At 66.2% G+C, this 21,235-nt stretch carries 21 protein-coding genes and 2 tRNA genes; 19 read left to right on the forward strand and 4 right to left on the reverse strand.

Annotated elements, in window-relative coordinates:
- Nucleotides 1-5 precede the first annotated feature (5 nt).
- The 18 genes from astD (at nucleotide 6) to CFE50_RS11340 (ending at nucleotide 17,283) form a co-directional block, all read left to right on the forward strand.
- Nucleotides 6-1,469 carry a succinylglutamate-semialdehyde dehydrogenase gene (astD, locus tag CFE50_RS11255; protein WP_286733546.1) on the forward strand — a complete coding sequence of 488 codons (1,464 nt, stop codon included), beginning with the start codon at nucleotides 6-8 and terminating at the stop codon, nucleotides 1,467-1,469.
- Nucleotides 1,466-2,827, forward strand: a complete 1,362-nt coding sequence (gene astB, locus CFE50_RS11260; RefSeq protein ID WP_286733548.1) for an N-succinylarginine dihydrolase — start codon at nucleotides 1,466-1,468, stop codon at nucleotides 2,825-2,827. The genes astD and astB overlap by 4 nt, the downstream gene beginning before the upstream one ends.
- 14 nt (nucleotides 2,828-2,841) lie before the next feature.
- Nucleotides 2,842-3,138, forward strand: coding sequence for a GTPase (locus tag CFE50_RS11265; RefSeq protein WP_286733550.1), 297 nt, complete (start codon nucleotides 2,842-2,844; stop codon nucleotides 3,136-3,138).
- Nucleotides 3,139-3,175: 37 nt separating this feature from the next.
- A complete protein-coding gene (astE, locus tag CFE50_RS11270; protein ID WP_027596863.1) occupies nucleotides 3,176-4,183 on the forward strand; it encodes a succinylglutamate desuccinylase in 1,008 nt (335 codons plus the stop codon).
- An 11-nt stretch (nucleotides 4,184-4,194) separates the two neighbouring features.
- Nucleotides 4,195-5,193 carry a low-specificity L-threonine aldolase gene (gene ltaE / locus CFE50_RS11275; protein ID WP_286733553.1) on the forward strand — a complete coding sequence of 333 codons (999 nt, stop codon included), beginning with the start codon at nucleotides 4,195-4,197 and terminating at the stop codon, nucleotides 5,191-5,193.
- A gap of 185 nt (nucleotides 5,194-5,378) precedes the next feature.
- Entirely contained in the window at nucleotides 5,379-8,003 is a 2,625-nt protein-coding gene (gene alaS / locus CFE50_RS11280) for an alanine--tRNA ligase (RefSeq protein ID WP_108581417.1), read from the forward strand.
- 84 nt (nucleotides 8,004-8,087) lie between these two features.
- The gene (locus CFE50_RS11285; protein ID WP_007159102.1) at nucleotides 8,088-9,323 is read left to right on the forward strand and encodes an aspartate kinase; all 1,236 of its coding nucleotides are present in this window, start codon (nucleotides 8,088-8,090) and stop codon (nucleotides 9,321-9,323) included.
- Nucleotides 9,324-9,478: 155 nt separating this feature from the next.
- Nucleotides 9,479-9,664 (forward strand): carbon storage regulator CsrA, encoded by a 186-nt coding sequence (gene csrA / locus CFE50_RS11290; RefSeq protein WP_007159101.1) that lies wholly within the window; start codon nucleotides 9,479-9,481, stop codon nucleotides 9,662-9,664.
- Between the two features lie 61 nt (nucleotides 9,665-9,725).
- Nucleotides 9,726-9,816 (forward strand) — tRNA-Ser (locus CFE50_RS11295).
- A gap of 106 nt (nucleotides 9,817-9,922) precedes the next feature.
- A tRNA-Arg gene (locus CFE50_RS11300) sits at nucleotides 9,923-9,999 on the forward strand.
- 142 nt (nucleotides 10,000-10,141) lie between these two features.
- Nucleotides 10,142-10,582, forward strand: coding sequence for an acyl-CoA thioesterase (locus CFE50_RS11305; protein WP_007159100.1), 441 nt, complete (start codon nucleotides 10,142-10,144; stop codon nucleotides 10,580-10,582).
- Nucleotides 10,583-10,584: 2 nt separating this feature from the next.
- Entirely contained in the window at nucleotides 10,585-11,583 is a 999-nt protein-coding gene (locus CFE50_RS11310) for a tRNA dihydrouridine synthase (protein ID WP_286733568.1), read from the forward strand.
- A gap of 153 nt (nucleotides 11,584-11,736) precedes the next feature.
- Nucleotides 11,737-13,740, forward strand: a complete 2,004-nt coding sequence (locus tag CFE50_RS11315; protein WP_286733571.1) for an FUSC family protein — start codon at nucleotides 11,737-11,739, stop codon at nucleotides 13,738-13,740.
- Nucleotides 13,727-13,930 (forward strand): DUF1656 domain-containing protein, encoded by a 204-nt coding sequence (locus CFE50_RS11320; protein ID WP_042135685.1) that lies wholly within the window; start codon nucleotides 13,727-13,729, stop codon nucleotides 13,928-13,930. The genes CFE50_RS11315 and CFE50_RS11320 overlap by 14 nt, the downstream gene beginning before the upstream one ends.
- 28 nt (nucleotides 13,931-13,958) lie before the next feature.
- Nucleotides 13,959-14,861: an efflux RND transporter periplasmic adaptor subunit gene (locus tag CFE50_RS11325; protein ID WP_027596856.1), complete on the forward strand. Its 903-nt coding sequence runs from the start codon at nucleotides 13,959-13,961 to the stop codon at nucleotides 14,859-14,861.
- Nucleotides 14,862-14,957: 96 nt separating this feature from the next.
- Nucleotides 14,958-15,269 (forward strand): DUF485 domain-containing protein, encoded by a 312-nt coding sequence (locus CFE50_RS11330; RefSeq protein WP_144955319.1) that lies wholly within the window; start codon nucleotides 14,958-14,960, stop codon nucleotides 15,267-15,269.
- Nucleotides 15,266-16,921, forward strand: coding sequence for a cation acetate symporter (locus tag CFE50_RS11335; protein WP_286733577.1), 1,656 nt, complete (start codon nucleotides 15,266-15,268; stop codon nucleotides 16,919-16,921). The genes CFE50_RS11330 and CFE50_RS11335 overlap by 4 nt, the downstream gene beginning before the upstream one ends.
- 203 nt (nucleotides 16,922-17,124) lie before the next feature.
- Nucleotides 17,125-17,283 carry a DUF3309 family protein gene (locus tag CFE50_RS11340; protein ID WP_007159093.1) on the forward strand — a complete coding sequence of 53 codons (159 nt, stop codon included), beginning with the start codon at nucleotides 17,125-17,127 and terminating at the stop codon, nucleotides 17,281-17,283.
- A 159-nt stretch (nucleotides 17,284-17,442) separates the two neighbouring features.
- Here CFE50_RS11340 and dacB read toward each other — a convergent pair whose 3' ends face one another.
- The 4 genes from dacB to CFE50_RS11360 all read right to left on the reverse strand — a co-directional run bounded on the left by dacB (nucleotide 17,443) and on the right by CFE50_RS11360 (nucleotide 20,223).
- Nucleotides 17,443-18,906, reverse strand: a complete 1,464-nt coding sequence (gene dacB / locus CFE50_RS11345) for a D-alanyl-D-alanine carboxypeptidase/D-alanyl-D-alanine endopeptidase (protein WP_007159092.1) — start codon at nucleotides 18,904-18,906, stop codon at nucleotides 17,443-17,445.
- Between the two features lie 168 nt (nucleotides 18,907-19,074).
- Nucleotides 19,075-19,224, reverse strand: a complete 150-nt coding sequence (locus CFE50_RS11350; RefSeq protein ID WP_017639713.1) for a hypothetical protein — start codon at nucleotides 19,222-19,224, stop codon at nucleotides 19,075-19,077.
- A 26-nt stretch (nucleotides 19,225-19,250) separates the two neighbouring features.
- Complete coding sequence (locus tag CFE50_RS11355; protein WP_286733582.1) at nucleotides 19,251-19,907, reverse strand: hypothetical protein; 657 nt, start codon at nucleotides 19,905-19,907, stop codon at nucleotides 19,251-19,253.
- A gap of 106 nt (nucleotides 19,908-20,013) precedes the next feature.
- Nucleotides 20,014-20,223 carry a cold-shock protein gene (locus tag CFE50_RS11360; protein WP_007159089.1) on the reverse strand — a complete coding sequence of 70 codons (210 nt, stop codon included), beginning with the start codon at nucleotides 20,221-20,223 and terminating at the stop codon, nucleotides 20,014-20,016.
- A gap of 548 nt (nucleotides 20,224-20,771) precedes the next feature.
- Here CFE50_RS11360 and CFE50_RS11365 point away from each other — a divergent pair.
- Complete coding sequence (locus tag CFE50_RS11365) at nucleotides 20,772-21,008, forward strand: hypothetical protein (RefSeq protein ID WP_007159088.1); 237 nt, start codon at nucleotides 20,772-20,774, stop codon at nucleotides 21,006-21,008.
- Nucleotides 21,009-21,235 lie beyond the last annotated feature (227 nt).

Consider the following 21,235-nt stretch of genomic DNA (forward strand, 5'->3'; position numbering starts at 1 on the left):
ACCCTATGGATAGCCTGTACATAGCGGGACAGTGGCGCCCCGGCAGGGGCGAGGTGTTCAGTTCGCTCGATCCCTACGACGGAGCCGAGCTTTGGCAGGGCGCCGCCGCGGATGGCGGCGATGTGGACCAGGCGATCGCTGCGGCGCGCCAGGCCTTTCCCGCCTGGGAAAGACGCGGCCTGGCCGCGCGCCTGGAGATCCTGCAGGCCTTCGCCCAGACGCTGCAGCAACGCCGCTCCGCGCTGACTCACGCCCTCGCCGAGGAAACCGGCAAGCCGCTGTGGGAAGCCGATACCGAGCTTGGCAGCATGATCGCCAAGGTGGCGATCTGCACCCAGGCCGAAGCAGCCCGCAGCGGGGAGCGTTCAGCGACGGTAGCCGATGCCCGTAGCGTGACCCGCCATCGGCCGCATGGTGTCCTGGCGGTCTTCGGCCCCTACAACTTTCCCGGTCATCTGCCCAATGGCCATATCGTGCCCGCGCTGCTGGCCGGCAACACGGTGGTGTTCAAGCCCAGCGAGCTGACGCCGCGCTTCGCCGCCTTGACCCTGGAATGCTGGATCGCCGCCGGGCTGCCGGCCGGGGTGCTCAATCTGGTGCAGGGCGGCCGGACCACCGGCGAGGCCCTGGCCGCGCATCCGGACCTGGACGGCATTCTCTTCACCGGCTCCAGCGCCACCGGTGCAGCGCTGCATCGTCTCAACGCGGACCGTCCGCAGCGACTGCTGGCCTTGGAGATGGGCGGCAACAATCCGCTGGTGGTGGCGCCGGTGGCCGATCTGGACGCCGCCGTGGTGACCATCGTCCAGTCGGCCTTTCTCTCCGCCGGGCAGCGCTGCACCTGCGCCCGCCGCCTGCTCGTGCCCCAGGGGGCCTGGGGCGATGCCCTGCTGGCGCGCCTGGTGGAAGTCAGCGCCGGTCTCGGCATCGGTCGCTTCGACGCCGATCCGCCGCCCTTCATGGGCACCGTCATCTCCCTCGCCGCTGCCCAGGCCCTGCTGCGGACCCAGGCCCAGCGTCTGGCGCAGGGTGGCCGGGCACTGCTGGAGCTGCGCCAGCCGGACGCCCAGCGGGCGCTGCTCACGCCGGGGATCATCGAGGTGTCGGGCATCGCCGAGCTGCCCGACGAAGAGGTCTTCGGGCCGTTGTTGCAGGTCCAGCGCTATGCGGACTTCGACCAGGCCCTGGCCCTCGCCAATGCCACCCGCTTCGGGCTGGCGGCCGGGCTGCTGGCCGACGACCCGGCCCTCTACGAAGGCTTCTGGCAGGGCGTGCGCGCCGGCATCGTCAACTGGAATCGACCCTTGACCGGGGCGGCCAGCGCGGCGCCCTTCGGCGGCGTCGGTGCCTCGGGCAACCACCGCCCCAGCGCCTACTACGCCGCGGACTACTGCGCCTTCCCGGTCGCCTCGCTGGAAAGCGACGCCCTGACCCTGCCCAGTCAATTGCCTCCAGGATTACCGCTATGAGTCACCTCGCCCCTGCTGCTCGAGAGGTCAATTTCGACGGCCTGGTCGGTCCGACCCACAACTACGCCGGCCTGTCCTATGGCAACGTGGCCTCCCAGGCCAGCAAGCAGCAGTGCTCGAATCCGCGCGAGGCCGCGCGCCAGGGCCTGGCCAAGATGCAGGCGCTGATGGAGCTGGGCTTCGAGCAGGGCGTGCTGGCCCCCCACGAAAGACCCGACATCGCCTCGCTGCGGCGCCTGGGATTCGCCGGCAGCGATGCCCAGGTGCTGGAAAGCGCCGCCCGCGAAGCCTTGCCGCTGCTCCTGTCCGCCAGTTCCGCCTCGGCCATGTGGACGGCCAACGCCGCTACCGTCAGCCCCAGCGCCGACACTCGCGATGGCCGGGTGCATTTCACCCCGGCCAACCTGGCCTGCAAGTTCCACCGCAGCCTCGAACCCAGCACCACGGCGCGCATCCTCCAGGCGATGTTTCGCGATTCCGCGCATTTCCAGCACCATGCGCCGCTGCCCTCGGTGGCCCAGTTCGGCGACGAGGGCGCGGCCAACCACACCCGCTTCAGTCGCGACCATGGCGCTCCGGGCGTGGAATTCTTCGTCTTCGGTCGCAGCGCCTTCGATCCGCGCTATCCCGAGCCCCATCGCTATCCGGCGCGCCAGACCCTGGAAGCCTCCCAAGCCATCGCCCGGCTGCATGGTCTGAGCGAGGAGGGCGTGGTCTTCGCCCAGCAGAATCCAGCGGTGGTGGACCAGGGCGTCTTCCACAACGATGTCATCTCGGTGGGCAACGCCCAGGTGCTGTTCCACCACGAGGATGCCTTCCTCGACAGCGACCGTGTGCTCGACGAACTGCAAACCAAGCTCGCCCGACGTGGCGCCACGTTGCAGCGCCTCTGCGTGCGTCGTGGCGAGATCAGTGTCGGCGACGCCGTGCGCTCCTATCTGTTCAACAGCCAGCTACTGGATCGGCCGGGGCAGGGCGCGCTGCTGGTGGTGCCCGACGAGTGCCGGCAGAATCCGGCGGTCTGGGACTATCTGCAGGCCCAGGTCAGCGGCGCGGGTCCGCTGGGCGAGGTCAAGGTCTTCGATCTCAAGCAGAGCATGCAGAACGGCGGCGGCCCCGCCTGCCTGCGGCTGCGGGTGGCGCTCGCCCCTGAGGAGCTGGCCGCGGTGAATCCGGGAGTGCGCTTCACCCCGGCGCTGCATGCCCAGTTGCTCGACTGGGTGGATCGGCACTACCGCGACCGCCTGGCACCGGCGGATCTCGCCGATCCCCAGTTGCTGGGCGAGGTCCGCACCGCCCTCGACGAGTTGACCCAGTTGCTGGGCCTCGGCTCGGTCTATCCCTTTCAATTGCCCTGACGTCCGGAGCCCCCATGAGCAACCGTCTCGATCTCATCCTCGAACCCACCGCCGACGAGCAGCAGACGCTGCAGGTCCAGCGCCTGGCCATCCGCCTGGCCGGTCGCGACCTCTGGCTGGAAGCCGATGGCGCCGGTGGCCTCAATATCTTCGCTGACTCCCAGGATGACGAAGAGCAGACCCCGGTCCTGGTGCTGCGCCCTCAGGCTCTCAATGCCCTGGGCCTGTCCATCGCCCTGGAGACCTTCGCCGACGACGGTGATGAGAAGCCTGTGCATGACGCCGATTGCGGTTGCGGCCACGATCATTGAGTATCTAGCCTCGACACGTCGCTCAGCGGAGTAGAGCATGGCTGCATCTGAACGTTATCGGTTGGCGCTTGGCCGCCTGCTGGACCTGACCCTGGCCGGCCGCGAGCCGACCGAGAAGATTCAACTGACTGCCGACGGCACCCGTCTCCACTGGCTGACCGAAGGCGTGCTGGAAGTCACCCCGCCGGTGGCGCGCGACAACCGCATGGACCTGCTGCTCTCGGCGGGCATCCATGGCAACGAGACGGCGCCCATGGAGCTGCTCGACGAGTTGCTCGGCGGCATCGCCAGCGGCGCCCTGCGTCCCGCCTGCCGCCTGTTGTTCATGTTCGGCAATCCCGACGCCATGCGCCGCGGCACCCGCTATGTCGAGCAGGACCTGAATCGACTGTTCAACGGCCGCCATGCCCAGGCCGAAGGCTCCGAGGCGCAACGCGCCAACGACCTGGAACGCCTGTCCGCGCAATTCTTCAGCAAGCCGGATCGAGCGCGCCTGCACTACGACCTGCACACCGCGCTGCGGGCCTCGGCGCTGCCGCGTTTCGCCCTCTATCCCTGGAGCGCCGGGCGCGAGCATTCCGAAGCCGAGTTGCAGCGTCTCGAAGCCGCCGGTATCGAAGCCGTGCTGCTCTACGACAAGCCGGGCATCACCTTCAGCGCCTATACCTATGCCGAGTGCCAGGCCGAAGCCCTGACCCTGGAGCTGGGCCAGGCGCGGCCCTTTGGCGAGAACAGCGAACTCGATCTGAGTCGCCTGCGGCTGCTGCTCCAGGCGCTGATCGAAGGCCGCGAAGCCGAGCTGCCGCCGCCGGATTCCTCCTTGCTGAGATTCCGCGTGGCGCGCCAGGTGTACAAGTCCAGTCCGCGCTTCCAGTTGCACCTGGCCGACGACGTGGCCAACTTCTCGCCGCTACGCCAGGGTTCGCTGCTGGCCGAAGACGGCAGCGAGCGCTGGATCGTCGACGAAGCCGAGGCGCGCATCATCTTTCCCAATCCCAAGGTCGCCGTTGGCCTGCGGGCCGGACTCATCGTGGTCCCGGCCTAAGGAGCGACCTCATGATCGATCTGCGCAGCGATACCGTCACCCAGCCCACCCCGGCCATGCGTCAGGCCATGCTGGCCGCCGAGCTGGGCGATGACGTCTATGGCGAAGACCCCACCGTTACCCGATTGGAGCAGCGCCTGGCGGGCGATCTGGGCCTGGAAGCCGGACTCTTCGTGCCCAGCGGCACTATGAGTAATCTGCTCGGACTGCTGGCGCACTGCGAGCGGGGCGACGAATACCTGGTCGGCCAGCAGGCCCATACCTACAAGTACGAAGGGGGCGGCGCTGCGGTGCTCGGTTCCATCCAGCCGCAACCCATAGAGATGGCCGCCGATGGCAGCCTCGACCTCGATCTGGTGCGCAGCTACATCAAGGCCGATGACTTCCACTTCGCTCGCACCCGGCTGCTGGCCCTGGAAAACACCATGCACGGCAAGGTGCTGCCGCTGACCTATCTGGCCGCGGCACGCGCCTTCACCCGGGAGCACGGCCTGGCCCTGCATCTGGACGGCGCGCGGCTGTACAACGCCGCGGTCAAGCTCGGGGTACCGGCGCGCGAGATCAGCCAGCATTTCGATTCGGTATCGGTCTGCCTGTCCAAGGGCCTCGGCGCGCCGGTGGGGTCGGTGCTCTGCGGCGATGCCGCCCTGATCGCCAAGGCGCGCCGCTGGCGCAAGGTGGTCGGCGGCGGCATGCGCCAGGCCGGCATGCTGGCAGCGGCCGGTCTGCATGCCCTCGACCACCAGGTCGAGCGCCTGGCCGAGGACCATGCCCACGCGGCGCAGCTCGGCACCGCCCTGGCCGAACTCGGCTATCAGGTGGAGCCGGTGCAGACCAACATGGTCTACCTCGCCATGGGCGACGGGGCGCCCGCCCTGCAGGCCTTCCTGGCCGAACGCGGCATCCGCATCAGTCCTGCGCCGCGCCTGCGACTGGTCACCCATCTGGACGTCAGCGCCGCCGATATCGAGGCGGTCATCGCCGCTTTCGCCACCTACCGCCGCCGCTAAGTCTTCCGACAACGTTTTTCCTGCGCAACCGGGGCGACACCGGGGCGCAGGCGTCGATATACTCCCAGACATGCGTGTCCGTTTTCCGCACGTGCCGCGTCTGCGGCGCCCGCTCCGTTCGTCTCGTCTGCGATCCAGTCGGATGCCCGTCACGCGCGTCGAAAAGCCCATTGTCTGGAATGAATATGAAAAGCGCCGAAATCCGTGAAGCCTTCCTCCGCTTCTTCGAAGAGAAGGGGCACACCCGGGTCGCCTCCAGTTCGCTGATCCCCGCGAACGATCCGACCCTGCTGTTCACCAACGCCGGGATGAACCAGTTCAAGGACTGCTTCCTCGGCATGGAAAAGCGCAGCTACACCCGCGCCGCCACCAGCCAGAAGTGCGTGCGCGCGGGCGGCAAGCACAACGACCTGGAGAACGTCGGCTACACGGCGCGTCACCACACCTTCTTCGAGATGCTGGGCAACTTCAGCTTCGGCGACTACTTCAAGCGCGACGCCATCACCTTCGCCTGGGAATTCCTCACCTCGCCGCAGTGGCTGGGTCTGCCCCGGGAAAAGCTCTGGGTCACCGTCTACGCCACCGATGACGAGGCCTACGACATCTGGACCAAGGAAGTCGGGGTGCCCGAGGCGCAGATGGTGCGCATCGGCGACAACAAGGGCGCGCCCTATGCCTCGGACAACTTCTGGACCATGGGTGATACCGGTCCCTGCGGCCCCTGCACCGAGATCTTCTTCGACCACGGTCCCGAGATCTGGGGCGGCCCGCCCGGCTCGCCGGAAGAAGACGGCGATCGCTACATCGAGATCTGGAACAACGTCTTCATGCAGTTCAACCGCACCGCCGATGGCGTCCTGCATCCGCTGCCGGCGCCCAGCGTCGACACCGGCATGGGCCTGGAGCGGGTGAGCGCCGTGCTGCAGCACGTGCACTCGAACTACGAGATCGATCTGTTCCAGCAGCTGCTGGCGGCCTCGGCCGAGGCCATCGGTTGCGCCAACGACGACGCCCCGTCGCTCAAGGTGGTGGCCGACCACATCCGCTCCTGCAGCTTCCTGATCGCCGACGGCGTGCTGCCGTCCAACGAAGGCCGGGGCTACGTGCTGCGGCGCATCATTCGTCGCGCCTGCCGCCACGGCAACAAGCTGGGCGCCAAGGGCACCTTCTTCCACAAGATCGTCGCCGCTCTGGTGGCCGAGATGGGCCAGGCCTATCCCGAGCTGGTCCAGCAGCAGGCGCACATCGAGCGCGTGCTGCGCACCGAGGAAGAGCAATTCGCCAAGACCCTGGAGCAGGGCCTGAAGATCCTCGAACAGGATCTGGCGCAGCTGCAGGGCGATACCATCCCCGGCGACGTGGTGTTCAAGCTCTATGACACCTACGGCTTCCCGGTCGACCTGACCAACGACATCGCCCGCGAGCGCAACCTCAACCTCGACGAGGCCGGTTTCGAGCGCGAGATGGAAGCCCAGCGCGAGCGCGCCCGCTCCGCCAGCGCCTTTGGCGTGGACTACAACAGCCTGGTCAAGGTCGAGGGCGAGACCCGCTTCCTCGGCTACGACACCACCAGCGCCTCGGGCACCATCGTCGCCCTGTACCGCGCCGGCCAGCCGGTGGACAGCCTCGCCGAAGGCGAGGAGGGCGTGGTCATCCTCGACCAGACGCCGTTCTACGGTGAATCCGGTGGCCAGGTCGGCGATACCGGTACCCTGGAAAGCGCTGGTGTCGGCTTCGCCGTGCGCGACACTACCAAGACCCAGGGGGCCTTCCTGCACCATGGCGTGGTGACCAAGGGCAGCCTCAACGTCGGCACCGCGCTGATGGCCCAGGTCGATGCCGGGCGCCGCCAGGGCATCGCCCTGAACCACTCCGGTACCCACCTGCTGCACGCCGCCCTGCGCCAGGTGCTGGGCGACCATGTCCACCAGAAGGGCTCCCTGGTTAACGACCAGCGCCTGAGATTCGACTTCAGCCACTTCGAGGCCATCAAGCCCGAGGAGCTCAAGCGCATCGAGACCATCGTCAACGAAGAGATCCGCAAGAACAGCGCGGTGACCACCGAGGTCATGGCCATCGACGAGGCCAAGGCCCGCGGCGCCATGGCGCTGTTCGGCGAGAAGTACGGCGACGTGGTGCGCGTGGTCGGCATGGGCGGTGAATTCTCCGTCGAGCTGTGCGGCGGCACCCACGTCGCCCAGACCGGTGACATCGGCCTGCTCAAGCTGGTCAGCGAAGGCGGCGTGGCCTCCGGCGTGCGCCGCGTGGAAGCCATCACCGGCACCGCGGCCCTGGCCTACCTCAACGGCGCCGAGGAGCAGCTGCGCGAAGCCGCCAGCCTGCTCAAGGGCAGTCGCGACAACGTGCTGGACAAGCTGGCCGCGCTGGTCGAGCGCAATCGCCAGCTGGAAAAGGAAATCGAGCAGCTCAAGGCCAAGGCCGCCAGTGCCTCGGCCGGTGACCTGGTCGACCAGGCGCAGGACGTCAAGGGCGCCAAGGTGCTCACCGCGCGCCTCGACGGTCTCGACGGCAAGGCCTTGCTGGCGCTGGTCGACCAGCTCAAGAACAAGCTGGGCAGCGGCATGATCCTGCTTGGTGGCGAAGCCGACGGCAAGGTGGTGCTGGTGGCCGGCGTCACCGCCGACCTCACCGCCAGGCTCAAGGCCGGCGAGCTGATGAAACGCGCCGCGGCTGTGGTCGGCGGCAAGGGCGGCGGCCGTCCGGACATGGCCCAGGGCGGCGGCACCGATGCCAGCCAGCTCGAGGCGGCCTTGGCCTGCGCCGCGCAGTATGCCGAGGAAAGCCTCTAAGAGCGCTGCGGGTCGCCGGGGAGGGCGGCCCGCTTCCTCCCTCAACAACTTGAATCAGATTTTTCTGCGGACGGGCAGCAAGCAATGGCATTGATCGTACAGAAATTCGGCGGTACCTCGGTGGGTACGGTGGAGCGTATCGAGCAGGTCGCCGAGAAGGTGAAACGCTTCCATGAGGCGGGCGACCAGATCGTGGTGGTGGTATCGGCCATGAGTGGCGAGACCAATCGCCTGATCGGCCTCGCCAAGCAGATCATGGAGCAACCCGATCCGCGCGAGCTGGATGTCATGGTCTCCACCGGCGAGCAGGTCACCATCGGCCTGCTGGCCATGGCGCTGCTCAAGCGCGGCGTCCAGGCGGTGTCCTATACCGGCAACCAGGTGCGCATCCTCACCGACAGCGCCCACACCAAGGCGCGCATCCAGCAGATCGACGACGCCCGCATCCGCGCCGAGCTCAAGGCCGGCAAGGTGGTGGTCGTGGCCGGCTTCCAGGGCGTGGACGAGCAGGGCAACATCACCACCCTGGGCCGGGGTGGCTCCGACACCACCGGCGTGGCCCTGGCGGCCGCGCTGAAGGCCGACGAGTGCCAGATCTACACCGACGTCGACGGCGTCTACACCACCGATCCGCGCGTGGTGCCCCAGGCCCAGCGCCTGGACAAGATCACCTTCGAGGAAATGCTGGAAATGGCCAGCCTCGGCTCCAAGGTGCTGCAGATCCGTTCGGTGGAGTTCGCCGGCAAGTACAACGTGCCGCTGCGCGTGCTGCACAGCTTTCAGGAGGGTCCGGGCACCCTCATTACCCTTGATGAAGAGGAATCCATGGAACAGCCGATCATCTCCGGCATCGCCTTCAACCGTGACGAAGCCAAGCTGACCATTCGCGGTGTGCCGGATACCCCCGGCGTGGCCTTCAAGATCCTCGGCCCGATCAGCGCGGCCAACATCGAAGTCGACATGATCGTGCAGAACGTCGCGCACGATAACACCACCGACTTCACCTTCACCGTGCACCGCAACGACTACCAGAGCGCCCTGGAGATTCTCAAGCGCACCGGCGTCGAGATCGGCGCTCGCGAGTCCGTCGGCGACACCAAGATCGCCAAGGTCTCCATCGTCGGCGTCGGCATGAGGTCCCATGCCGGCGTGGCCAGCCAGATGTTCGAAGCCCTGGCCAAGGAGAGCATCAACATCCAGATGATCTCCACCTCCGAGATCAAGGTGTCGGTGGTCATCGAGGAGAAATACCTCGAGCTGGCCGTCCGCGCCCTGCACACCGCCTTCGAACTCGACGCCCCCGCACGCGGCGCCGAGTGACCCACCAGATGAGGTCCCTGCCACAGGGACCTCATCCGACGCGGGTCCTGCGGAACTTTACTTGCATGGACAGAGGTCAATAGCGACTAGAGGGTCCATTCAGGGATCGTTTCGGTTCATACGTGCAGACTGAGTTAAAGCTTAAGGAGAATGGAATGCTTATTTTGACTCGTCGGGTTGGTGAGACCCTGATGGTGGGTGATGAAGTCACCGTGACGGTACTGGGAGTCAAGGGCAACCAGGTCCGCATCGGCGTCAATGCGCCCAAGGAAGTCGCGGTTCATCGCGAGGAAATCTACCAGCGCATCCAGAAGGAAAAGGACCAAGAACCAAACCACTGATTTTTTTTGAATTTTTCTCTTTGCAAACGGGCAAACCTTCGATATAGTTTCGCCCCGTTGCGGTGAGGTGGCCGAGTGGCCGAAGGCGCTCCCCTGCTAAGGGAGTACACCTCAAAAGGGTGTCGAGGGTTCGAATCCCTCCCTCACCGCCATTTGCTTCAAACTGGCTCCGCTGTACTGACCGATAGGTAAGTACCTGATAAACAAGCAAATTTGCTTGACACGTCAGAAACGGTAGCTAGAATATGCAGCTTCAACGCACTCGTAGCTCAGCTGGATAGAGTACTCGGCTACGAACCGAGCGGTCGGAGGTTCGAATCCTCCCGAGTGCGCCAAACATGAAGAAGGGCCTGCAGCGATGCAGGCCCTTTTTTATTGTCTGCGGATTCGTGCCAGTATTCGCGACCGTTGGCCTGGCCCGGATTCTGTCCGGTCAGGCCGTGCGTCTTTCGACCTTGCCCGCGAGAGGGTCTCTTCATGCAGTGGGACAGACCGACTCCCCACCTCCTGCCGCTGCGCATCGGTGCCGAGCACATCGACGGCCTGGGCCATGCCAACAACGCCGTGTACGTCAGCTGGCTCGAACAGTGCGCCTGGCAGCATTCGGCGGCCCTGGGCCTGGATCTCGCCACCTTCCAGCGCCTGGATCGCGCCATGGCCGTGGTGCGCCACGAGATCGACTACCTCAGCAGTGGCTATCAGGACGATGAGCTGGTGCTCGGCACCTGGCTGGTGGACTGGGACCGCCGTCTGCGCATGACCCGGCAATTCCAGCTGCAGCGTCCCGCCGATGGGGTGACCCTGCTGCGCGCCCGGACGACCTTCGTCTGCATCGAGCTGTCTTCCGGCAAGCCCAGGCGCATGCCGCCCGAATTCCTGGCCGGTTACGGCCAGGCGCTGCCTGGCGAGGACGTCTGAGCATGGAGATCGCCCTGGCGCCCATGGAGGGCCTCGTCGACGACATCCTGCGCGAGCTGCTGACCGAGGTCGGCGGACTCGACTGGTGCGTGAGCGAATTCATCCGTGTCTGCGATCGCCTGCTGCCGGCGGCGGCCTTCGCCAAGCTGGCACCGGAGCTGGAGCAGGGCGCGCGCACGCCGTCCGGCACCCCCATGCGGGTGCAACTGCTGGGCTCGGATCCGGCCTGCCTGGCCGACAATGCGGCCTTCGCCTGCACCCTGGGCGCCCCGGTAATCGATCTCAACTTCGGCTGCCCGGCCAAGACCGTCAACAAGTCCCGTGGCGGGGCGGTGCTGCTCAAGGAGCCGGAGTTGCTCAACCGGATCGTCGCGAGCGTGCGCCAGGCCGTGCCGGCGCACATCCCGGTCACCGCCAAGATGCGCCTGGGCTACGACAGTCCGAACGCCGCCCTGGCCTGCGCCGAGGCCCTGGCCGAGGGTGGCGCGGCGCAACTGGTGGTCCATGCGCGGACCAAGGTCGAGGGCTACAAGCCGCCAGCGCACTGGGAGTGGGTGGCGCGGGTAGCCGATCGGGTGTCCGTGCCGGTGCTGGCCAACGGCGAGATCTGGACCCTGGACGACTACTGGCGCTGCCGCAGCGTCAGCGGCCAGGCCTCGGTGATGCTGGGGCGCGGCCTGGTCTCGCGACCGGACCTGGCGCTGCAGATCGCCGCGGCGGTGCGCGGAGAGGAGACCGCGCCGCAGAGCTGGGCCGAGATCCTGCCGCGGGTGCAACGCTTCTGGGTCATGGCGCAACGCAAGCTGGCGCCGCGCTACGCCCCCGGTCGCCTCAAGCAGTGGCTGGGCATGCTGACCCGCAGCTATCCCGAGGCCGCGGCCCTGTTCGCCGAGGTGCGGCGCGAATCCGATTGCGCCCTGATCGACCGCCTGCTCGGCATGGCCGGGCACAATCCAGCCGAACTTGATCTCGATCAAGAACGCCGGCCGCAACTCGTCTAGTCTCTGGGGAGTGGTGACTACGGAGCGTCGTCGCTCGAGCACGCAAGGCACTTCAGGCGACCCCGGGTCGCCTTTTTTTCGTCTGGGCGCCCGCCTGGAACTTCGCCTGGGCCACGCGGCCTATGCTGGACCCCCTGCACACCAAGAGCCGACGTGCGCCTACCCTGGACGGTCTTTCTCGCACCCACGCCTGCGGCACTCCTCTTTGCCGGCAAGACCCTGTTCGCCGCCGGACTGGCGCTCTGGCTGGCCTTTCGTTTCAGTCTCGAACAACCGGTCTGGGCCTGCATGACGGTGATGATCGTCTCCCAGCCGCTGTCCGGCATGGTGCTGGCCAAGGGCCTGTTCCGCCTGCTCGGCACCATTGCCGGCACCTGCATGGCGGTGGTGCTCATGGGCTTCTTCGCCCAGACGCCCTGGCTGTTCCTCCTGGCCCTGGCCGGCTGGATGGCCCTCTGCACGGCAGCCTCGACCCTGCTGCGCAACCATGTCGCCTATGGCTTCGTGCTGGCCGGCTATACCGTCGCCATCATCGGCCTGCCTGCCATTGCCCATCCGCTGACCGTGTTCGACCAGGCGGTGGCCCGCTGCACCGAGATCTGCCTGGGTATCGTCGTGGCCTCGGCGGTCAGCGCGCTGTTCTGGCCACAGCGCGTGGAGCAGAACCTGGCCGCCCAGGCGCGGCGCACCTGGGAGCAGGGCGTGGCTGCGGCGCGGGCGGAGCTGGCCGAGGCCCAGGATGCCACCCAGGGTCTGCTGGCCATGCTTGGCCAGGTGGTGGCGGTGGATGCCCAGCGCGACCACGCCTGGTTCGAAGGCCAGCGCGGCCGGCAACGCGCCAGGGCGTTGCGCCTGCTCTCGCGGGATCTGCTCAGCCTGCTGCGCACCGCCCGTGGTGCCATGCGGCAGTGGCGTGGTCTGGACGAGCCGAGAAGGGCCGCTCTGCAGCCCTGGCGCGACGAACTGCTCACGACCCTGGCCGACCCCCAGGCGTCTGCCCTGGAGGCCCTCCTGCAGCGTCTGAGAGAGGCTGCGGGAACCGCCCCGGAGCTGGACAACGATCAGCGCTACCTGCTGGCCCGTTTCGCCATCCTGCTGGACAAGATCCTGCTGGCCGGTCGCGCCCTGGACAGCGTCCACACGGCCCAGCTCAGCGCCGTGGCGCCCTCGGCACTGGCGCGTCATCGCGATGTGCAGACGGCGCTGCTCTACGGCCTGCGCAGCGCCTGTGCGCTGCTGGTCGTCGGCGTCTTCTGGCTGGCCAGCGCCTGGCCCTCGGCGCCGGGTGCCATGCTCATGGCCGGGGTCATCTGCAGCCTGTTCGCCAATCGCGACAACGCCGCCACCATCGGCCTCGGCTTCCTGCGGGGCATCCTCTATGCCGCGCCGGTCGCGATTCTCGTCAGCCAGGTGCTGCTGCCGCAGATCAGCGGCTATCCGCTGCTGTGCCTGGTGCTGGGGGTGCCGCTGTTCTTTGCCGCCCTGGGAATGGCCGGACCGCCGGGCGTGGTGGGGACGGCGACGGCCTTCGCCATCCATTTGCTGGTGCTGGTCTCGCCCAGCAACCACGGCCAGGTGGAGATGGGCGCCTTGCTCAACCAGTTGCAGAGTCTATTGATCGGCGTCGGTTCGGCCGTGCTGATGTTCCGGCTGATCAGCCTGCGTACGCCACGGCGCACCAGCCGCCGCATCCTCGAGGCCACCACCTACGACCTGCAGCGCCTGACCACGGTCCCCCTGGCCAATGCCGAGACCTGGTTCGGCGGGCGCATGGCGGATCGCCTGCTGCTGCTGGCGCGACATATCGAGCAGCTGTCGGCCAGCGAGCGGGGGCGCTGGGAGCAGGGGCTGCTGGCGCTGGACCTGGGTAACGAGCTGCTGCATCTGCGCGCCTGCCTGGCAGGTGCCCAAGGCGAGGTGGCCCGGGCGCGGGACGCCTTTCTCGGCCGCTTCGCCGACCAGCTGGAGGTGGGCTTCGATAACCTGCGGCCGGGCGCGCTGGACGCGGCGGCAGAGCGTCTGCGGCAGGCGCTGCACCAGGCGCCGGACGATGAGCCGCATCGATTGGCGCGCGGCGCCATCGGCCAGCTCCAGCAGACCTGGCGCAGCTGTTGTCTAGAGGCGGTAGCCGAGGAGGGCGCGGATGAATCTGCATGAATGGGCCATCGGCGGGGTCTACCTGGGGCCGCTGTTCGTCTATGGCGTCCTGGCGCTGCTGCTGACGGCGCTGTCGCTGTGGCTGCTGCAGCGCAGTGGCCTGGGCCGCCATCTCTGGCACAGCGCCCTGTTCGGTTGCGCGCTGTTCGTGCTGTGGCTGGCCGGCCTCGTGGCCGTGCTGGCCACCTGAGCCCCATAACAAGAGGATCGACAAGGCGATGCACAAGACCCTGCGTGTGGCGATAACCCTGATCGTGGTACTACTCGCCATCCTGGCCGGCACCTGGCTGTGGCACTTCTATCTCTATACGCCCTGGACGCGCGATGCGCGGGTGCGCGCCGATGTGGTGGTGGTCGCGCCCGACGTATCAGGCTGGGTGACGCGCCTGGCGGTGGTGGACAACCAGCTGGTGAAGCCCGGCGATCTGCTCCTGCAGATCGATCAGCAGCGCTACCAGGCCAACCTCGCCCATGCCAAGGCGGTGGCCGAGACGCGCCAGCAGCAGCTGCGCCTGCGTGAGAGCGAGGCCGCCCGGCGCCAACGGCTGGGCACCAGCGCCATCAGCGCCGAGGATCGCGAGACCGCCCAGGTCAACGTGGCGGTCGCCCGCAGCCAGTACCAGGAAGCCCTGAGCGATGTGAACCTGGCCCAGATCAACCTGGATCGCAGCCGGGTGCTGGCGCCGCGGGAAGGGCGGATCACCAACCTCAGATTCGCCGAGGGCAACTATGTGCAGACCGGCCAGGCGGTGATGGCCCTGGTGGATACCCGCTCCTTCTACGTCATGGCCTATTTCGAAGAGACCAAGATTCCCCACATCCACCCCGGCGATGCGGTACGGGTGCGCCTGATGAACCAGGCGGCGCCCCTGCAGGGGCGGGTGGCGAGCATCAGCAGCGGCATCACCGATCGCAACGCGGCCAGCGATACCCAGCTGCTGGCCAACGTCGAGCCGACGTTCAACTGGGTGCGCCTGGCGCAGCGCATCCCGGTACGCATCGAACTGCTGGACGTCCCCGCGGATATCCACCTCAGCGCGGGGATGACGGCAAGCGTTTCGGTGCTCGATGGCGAGGGTCACCACCCGCTGCAGGGCTGGCGTCGGCTCTGGGATTACTGAGGTCTGGAGGGGTACGACTAAAGTCGTCTGGAAGCCTTACCGGGCGGGCCTAGAGTAGAGCTCGACGCTCCCGTCATGCTGTAAGGAACAACAATAATGAATGACAGCACCTACCGGCGGATTGAAGCCAGTCCGCGTTTCCAAGAACTGGTGACCAAGCGCGGGCGCTTCGCCTGGACGCTTTCCGCCATCATGCTCGGACTCTATTCCGCCTTCATCCTCCTGATCGCCTTCGCGCCCAAGGTTCTCGCGACCCGTATCCATGCGGAAGCCGCCATGACCTGGGGCATTCCCCTGGGCGTCGGTCTGATCCTTTCGGCCTTCGTCCTGACCGGCATCTATGTGCGCCGGGCCAATGGCGAGTTCGATCGGCTCAACGCGGAAATTCTCCGGGAGGTGCAGCCATGAGACGTCTTTCCCTCGCGGCCGGGCTACTGGCACTCTCGCCTTCGCTGTGGGCGGCCGATGCCATCAGCGGCGCGGTCCAGCGCCAGCCGCTGAACATCTCCGCCATCCTGATGTTCGTCGCCTTCGTCGGCGCCACCCTGGGCATCACCTACTGGGCTTCCAAGCGTAACCGCTCCGCCGCCGACTACTACGCCGCCGGTGGCCGCATCACCGGGTTCCAGAACGGCCTGGCCATCGCCGGCGACTACATGTCGGCCGCTTCCTTCCTGGGGATTTCCGCCCTGGTGTTCACCTCGGGCTACGACGGCCTGATCTACTCCATCGGCTTCCTGGTGGGCTGGCCGATCATCCTGTTCCTGATCGCCGAGCGCCTGCGCAACCTCGGCAAGTACACCTTCGCCGACGTGGCCTCCTATCGCCTCAAGCAGAAGGACATCCGGACCCTGTCCGCCTGCGGCTCGCTGGTGGTGGGCGCCCTCTATCTGATTGCCCAGATGGTCGGTGCCGGCAAGCTGATCCAGCTACTGTTCGGCCTGGACTACACCCTGGCCGTGGTGCTGGTGGGTATCCTCATGGTGCTCTACGTCCTCTTCGGCGGCATGCTGGCCACCACCTGGGTACAGATCATCAAGGCCGTGCTGCTGCTGTCCGGTGCCAGCTTCATGGCCTTCATGGTGATGAAGCACGTCGGCTTCGACTTCAATCGCCTGTTCGCCGAAGCCATCGCCGTGCATCCCAAGGGTGAAGCCATCATGAGCCCCGGTGGCCTGGTGAAGGATCCAATCTCGGCCTTCTCCCTGGGTCTGGCGCTGATGTTCGGCACCGCCGGCCTGCCGCACATCCTGATGCGCTTCTTCACCGTCAGTGACGCCAAGGAAGCGCGCAAGAGCGTGTTCTACGCCACCGGCTTCATCGGCTACTTCTACATCCTGACCTTCATCATCGGCTTTGGCGCCATCCTGCTGGTCAGCACCAATCCGGCCTTCAAGGACGCCGCCGGCGCCCTGCTGGGCGGCAACAACATGGCGGCGGTGCACCTGGCCAACGCCGTGGGCGGCAGCATCTTCCTCGGCTTCATCTCGGCGGTGGCCTTCGCCACCATCCTGGCGGTGGTCGCCGGTCTGACCCTGGCCGGTGCCTCGGCGGTCTCCCACGACCTCTACGCCAGCGTGATCAAGAAGGGCAAGGCCAACGAGAAGGACGAGATCCGCGTCTCCAAGATGACCACCGTGGCGCTGGGCGTGGTCGCCATCGCCCTGGGCATCCTCTTCGAGAAGCAGAACATCGCCTTCATGGTGGGCCTGGCCTTCTCCATCGCGGCCAGCTGCAACTTCCCCATCCTGCTGCTCTCGATGTACTGGAAGCGTCTGACCACCCGGGGCGCCATGATCGGTGGCTGGCTCGGCCTGATCACCGCGGTGGCGCTGATGGTGCTCGGCCCGACCATCTGGGTGACCATCCTCGGTCATGCCAAGCCGATCTACCCCTATGAATACCCGGCGCTGTTCTCCATCGCCGTGGCCTTCATCGGCATCTGGTTCTTCTCCATCACCGACAAGTCGGCGGCTGCCGAAGAGGAGCGGGCACGCTTCTATCCGCAGTTCGTGAGATCCCAGACCGGCCTGGGTGCCAGTGGCGCTGTGGCCCACTGACAGCCAGCTGCGACAAGACCAAGCCCGGATCTCTGATCCGGGCTTTTTTGTGCGCTGGCACCTGGGAGGCGGCGAGGGCGGGCAGGGTTAGCTGACGACGTCGGGATTTTCCGCCGCTGGCGCAGGTCCATGGAATAAGCCCGTCGCTTCGTATCATCCTGTTACGGCGGCGGTCGACCCTTGGCCTTCATGGAGAATGGCAGATGACTCTCTCGACCATCCTGGTTCTGGTGCTGCTGGTCCTGCTCATCGGCGGACTTCCGGTATTTCCGCATTCGCGCAGCTGGGGCTATGGCCCGTCCGGCATCGTGGGCGCCATTCTGGTCGTCCTGCTGGTACTGCTGCTGCTGGGCATGATCTAGGCCCTGACGGTCGCCTGAAAATGCCCCACAAAGGTGCGTTGGACAAAGTTCTTGCCCAATGCGGTGCAGCGCGGTAACGTCGGCTTTCCGGCCTGCCTTGCCGAGTGCTGTAAACAAAACCGGCGTCTGCGTGAGCAGACGCCGGTTTTGTTTTGCGCGTCAGTTGGCGACCGCGCCGTCCTGGCGGCTGCGCAGATAGAGGTCCAGCACCACCTCGTCGAGGATCGACGAAGCGCCCCAGGGGCGGCTGCTGTTGAGGATGGCGACCACCACCCAGTTGCGCGCATTGGCATCCCGGACGAAGCCCGCCAGGGCCCGTACGTTGTTCAGGGTGCCGGTCTTCATGTGCGCCTGGCCGGTCAGCGGCGAATTCTTCATGCGCTTGCGCAGGGTGCCGTCCATGCCCGCCAGCGGCAGGGAAGAGATGAATTCCGGGCCATAGGGACTCTGCCAGGCGGCGCGCAGGATCTCAGCCATCTCCCGGGCACTGACCCGCTCGGTGCGCGACAGGCCTGAGCCGTTCTCCATGATCAGGTGACTGGCATTGATGCCCTTGCGCGCCAGCCACGAGCGGATGACCCGCAGCGCCGCCTTGCTGTCGTCCGCATCCGCCGAGGTGCGGAATTGCGCCCCAATGGAGAGGAACAGCTGCTGGGCCATGGTGTTGTTGCTGTACTTGTTGATGTCGCGAATGATCTCCACCACATCGGGCGAGAAGGCCCGCGCCAGCACCTCGGCATTGCGTGGCACGCTGCCCTCGCGGGTACGGCCCTTGATGCTGCCGCCCAGTTCCTGCCAGATGGCCCGCACCGCGCCGGCGGTATAGGCCGGGTGGTCGAGCAGCGACAGATAGCTCTGGGCGTTGCAGCCGTCCGGCAACTGGCCGCTGACCACCAGGCTGGTACTGCCATCGGCCTGGGGCACCGGATTGAAGCGCACCTCCGGCCAGGCCGGGCAACCGCTCTTGCCGGTGGCACGCATCTGGTTGTCGATGTTGACGTTGGTCAGCGGCGGATCCATGGAGACGCTGACCCGGCCATCGGCCGAGCGCACCACCATGCGCACCGACTTGAGATTGACCAGCAGCGAATCCGGACCGACCAGGAAGGTCTTGTTCTCGTCTTCGCCGTCGTCGTTGAAGGCCGGCAGATTGGGTTTCACGAAGCGACCGCGATCCAGTACCAGGTCACCGGTGACTTCCAGCACGCCATTGGCGCGCAGGTCACGCATGAGCAGCCACAGCCGCTCCATGTTCAGCTTGGGATCGCCACCGCCCTTGAGATAGAGGTTGCCGTTGAGGATGCCGTCCTTGAGGGTGCCGTCGGTATAGAACTCGGTCTTCCACTGGTAGGTGGGACCCAGCAGTTCCAGGGCGGCAAAGGTGGTGATCAGCTTCATGGTCGACGCCGGATTCACCGAGACGTCGGCATTGTAGTAGTCGTTCTCGCCCGGGCCATCGAGGGGCAGCATCACCAGCGACAGGTCGCTGCCGGGGATCTTGTTGGTCTGCATCGCCTTTTCGATTCGCGGCGGCAGGTAGGAGGTATCGGCACTGACGGGCAGGGAAAAGCCCAGGGCGCAGCAGCTCAGCAGCAGGCCCAGAGATCGGAAGGTCTTTCGCATCGGGACACACACCTTGGCAGGGTACCGGCCTAGTTGAAGAGAAAAGGGGCCGATAGACGTCGGAGTGTGGGCATTATGCAGTAAGGAGGGAGGGACGAGCCAACCCCGCGGGGCAGAGCGCACATAAAGAAACGACCGCCGTGGCGGTCGTTTCCGGAAAGGTCGGGATCAGTTGTAGCCCGTGGCGTCCTTGGTGCGGTCCGGACTGTTGGGCGAAGGGGGATCGCGCCCGTCGTCGGTCTTGGCGTGTTCGGTGCGCAGGGGCTTTTCGTCCTTGGGCAGTTCGCGTTCGTCGGCTTTGCGCTTTTCTTCGGCCATGGGATCCTCGTCTACGTGATTGCCGGTCAAGGTGTGACCGGTGCAGGCGTTTCGCCGTTCCCCTGGAGCGAGGAGCGGTCGGCGAAGGCGCCAGCGCTCTGCAGCTGGCGCAGGGCGTCGTTGACCTGGCGGGCGAAGGTTTCCTCGATGGCGGTCCCGGCCTGATGGCTGGCGGCCAGGGGCAGGAACCAGACCCCCATCCAGGTGCGTACCGAACTGGCGTTGCGCACCCGAGTGGACGGACCGCTGCCGGGTGCGATCCATTCGGCGGTCAGCACATAGTCGTCCTTGGCGGTACCCGGGACGAGAAAGAAGGTGGCCCCGGTGATCAGGCCACTGGCGATGGCCGCGGCGTAGGAGGTGCTGTTGTAGAGCTTGAGGCGCAACAGGGCGTCGTCGGGCCTGCCGGGCTCCGGCACCAGAGTGATGCGGTCGAACAGCTTGGAGCGTTCCAGAATCTCGCGCAGCCGGGGCTTCAGGCCTTCGCGGGCGACGGCGATCGACGTCGCGTCCTTGGCGTCCTCGACAGTGCCGCGATAGAAGTTGAATTCCACCAGCACCTTGGGCCGCTGCGGTTGCTCGCTCAGGGGCGCGCGGAACGGCTGGGAAGAGAGTTCATCGCCGGGAAAGGCGGCGCAACCGGCGAGCAGGAGCAGGCAGAGCAGGGCAGCGAAGGTTTTCACGAGACGCACCTCATCCCTAAGTGGCGATAGCAGAAGCTGGCGGAGGCCAACGTCCGCGCAAAAAAAAGCCCAACCGGGGGTTGGGCTTTTTCGAGAAGGCGGGTGATTAGATCACCTGCACCTCATCGGCCTGCAGGCCTTTCTGGCCTTGCACGACCAGGAAGGAAACAGCCTGGCCTTCTTGCAGGCTCTTGAAGCCGTTGCCCTGAATGGAACGGTAGTGAACGAACACGTCCGGGCCGCTCTGGGGGGTGATGAAGCCGAAGCCTTTCTCGTCGTTGAACCACTTGACGGTGCCAGTTTGGCGAGTAGACATGGATTTCTCCTTGAATAAGATGACGTTGTTGTCCGCGAAGGACGACAGTTTTGAAACGAGGAGAAACCCATGCCGCGAAAGCTGGCCCTGATGTACTCCAGGTTCTCGACAGGTCAGCCGCTCCGTGGAGACAGCCTCACCTGACAGCGAAGGATGGTCTCAGACTGGCTTGCGCAAAACAAGACCTTTGAGCAGCTCGATGTTGACTTTACCGACCATGGTCGAAGTGCGGGCTGAAGCGGGCGAACGGCGGTTGAAGGGGGGAGGCGTGGCGCGCTCTGGCACCGGGACCGGTCGATCGTGACAAAGGCACCGTGCTGAATCGTTTCCCGGGCACGAAAGGGGCGCCGCGCGAAGCGCTGGGCAGTACCCGGCAGGCGCACGTTCATGGGCGCGTTCAGTCTCTTCGGCCAGTGGTATCGAAACGGTGATGGCCTGCGCAATAAGGATAATGGCCTGGTGCTATTATTCCGTTCGAATCATTACCCCGGACCGCAACGGTCCAAGGACTTACCGTGAACAATGGGCTTGAAAGCGCAGGACGCGCCTTGGGCCACGGACTCGCCGGATACCGGGTCGAGCTCCGTCGCCTGAACCTCAATGAAATACTCGTAGCCGTCTACCACGCCCACCAGTCGATCAAGCTGACCCAGCGTATCGTGACCAACGAACAGGCGACCAATCCGTTCTTGCTGAATGCGGTGGTGGCCGCCATGCGGGTCGAGGCTGACACCGTGGGTCTGTTCATCGAGATTCCCCTCGCCGACGACTGCCTTACCGCCTGAGTCGGACGCTCGCCTGAGGCGAGCCAAAGCGATCTCCAGGCATCGCCTTCAAGACGACCGCCGCCTCCACCTGCCGTGAGGCGTTCCTCCTCAAACAGCCTGGTCAGGTCTCCCGCACGGCAGCGTGCCGAGCGGTGGGGGCAAGGCCGATCGGGTCGAGATTCGTACCCACCCGGCTGCCAGCCACGCCTCGCGACCGTTCAGCGACGAAGGGTCGCGACCAAGCG

Origin of the sequence: Pseudomonas sp. PGPPP4 (genome assembly GCF_002256045.1) — a bacterium.
GTDB lineage: Bacteria > Pseudomonadota > Gammaproteobacteria > Pseudomonadales > Pseudomonadaceae > Chryseomonas > Chryseomonas oryzihabitans.

Excerpts from the sequence above, each read along its gene's own strand:
- astD (WP_286733546.1), top strand. The coding sequence starts at position 6 with ATGGATAGCCTGTACATAGCGGGACAGTGGCGCCCCGGCAGGGGCGAG.
- astB (WP_286733548.1), top strand. The coding sequence starts at position 1,466 with ATGAGTCACCTCGCCCCTGCTGCTCGAGAGGTCAATTTCGACGGCCTG.
- CFE50_RS11265 (WP_286733550.1), top strand. The coding sequence starts at position 2,842 with ATGAGCAACCGTCTCGATCTCATCCTCGAACCCACCGCCGACGAGCAG.
- astE (WP_027596863.1), top strand. The coding sequence starts at position 3,176 with ATGGCTGCATCTGAACGTTATCGGTTGGCGCTTGGCCGCCTGCTGGAC.
- ltaE (WP_286733553.1), top strand. The coding sequence starts at position 4,195 with ATGATCGATCTGCGCAGCGATACCGTCACCCAGCCCACCCCGGCCATG.
- alaS (WP_108581417.1), top strand. The coding sequence starts at position 5,379 with ATGAAAAGCGCCGAAATCCGTGAAGCCTTCCTCCGCTTCTTCGAAGAG.
- CFE50_RS11285 (WP_007159102.1), top strand. The coding sequence starts at position 8,088 with ATGGCATTGATCGTACAGAAATTCGGCGGTACCTCGGTGGGTACGGTG.
- csrA (WP_007159101.1), top strand. The coding sequence starts at position 9,479 with ATGCTTATTTTGACTCGTCGGGTTGGTGAGACCCTGATGGTGGGTGAT.
- CFE50_RS11305 (WP_007159100.1), top strand. The coding sequence starts at position 10,142 with ATGCAGTGGGACAGACCGACTCCCCACCTCCTGCCGCTGCGCATCGGT.
- CFE50_RS11310 (WP_286733568.1), top strand. The coding sequence starts at position 10,585 with ATGGAGATCGCCCTGGCGCCCATGGAGGGCCTCGTCGACGACATCCTG.
- CFE50_RS11320 (WP_042135685.1), top strand. The coding sequence starts at position 13,727 with ATGAATCTGCATGAATGGGCCATCGGCGGGGTCTACCTGGGGCCGCTG.
- CFE50_RS11325 (WP_027596856.1), top strand. The coding sequence starts at position 13,959 with ATGCACAAGACCCTGCGTGTGGCGATAACCCTGATCGTGGTACTACTC.
- CFE50_RS11330 (WP_144955319.1), top strand. The coding sequence starts at position 14,958 with ATGAATGACAGCACCTACCGGCGGATTGAAGCCAGTCCGCGTTTCCAA.
- CFE50_RS11335 (WP_286733577.1), top strand. The coding sequence starts at position 15,266 with ATGAGACGTCTTTCCCTCGCGGCCGGGCTACTGGCACTCTCGCCTTCG.
- CFE50_RS11340 (WP_007159093.1), top strand. The coding sequence starts at position 17,125 with ATGACTCTCTCGACCATCCTGGTTCTGGTGCTGCTGGTCCTGCTCATC.
- dacB (WP_007159092.1), bottom strand. The coding sequence starts at position 18,906 with ATGCGAAAGACCTTCCGATCTCTGGGCCTGCTGCTGAGCTGCTGCGCC.
- CFE50_RS11350 (WP_017639713.1), bottom strand. The coding sequence starts at position 19,224 with ATGGCCGAAGAAAAGCGCAAAGCCGACGAACGCGAACTGCCCAAGGAC.
- CFE50_RS11360 (WP_007159089.1), bottom strand. The coding sequence starts at position 20,223 with ATGTCTACTCGCCAAACTGGCACCGTCAAGTGGTTCAACGACGAGAAA.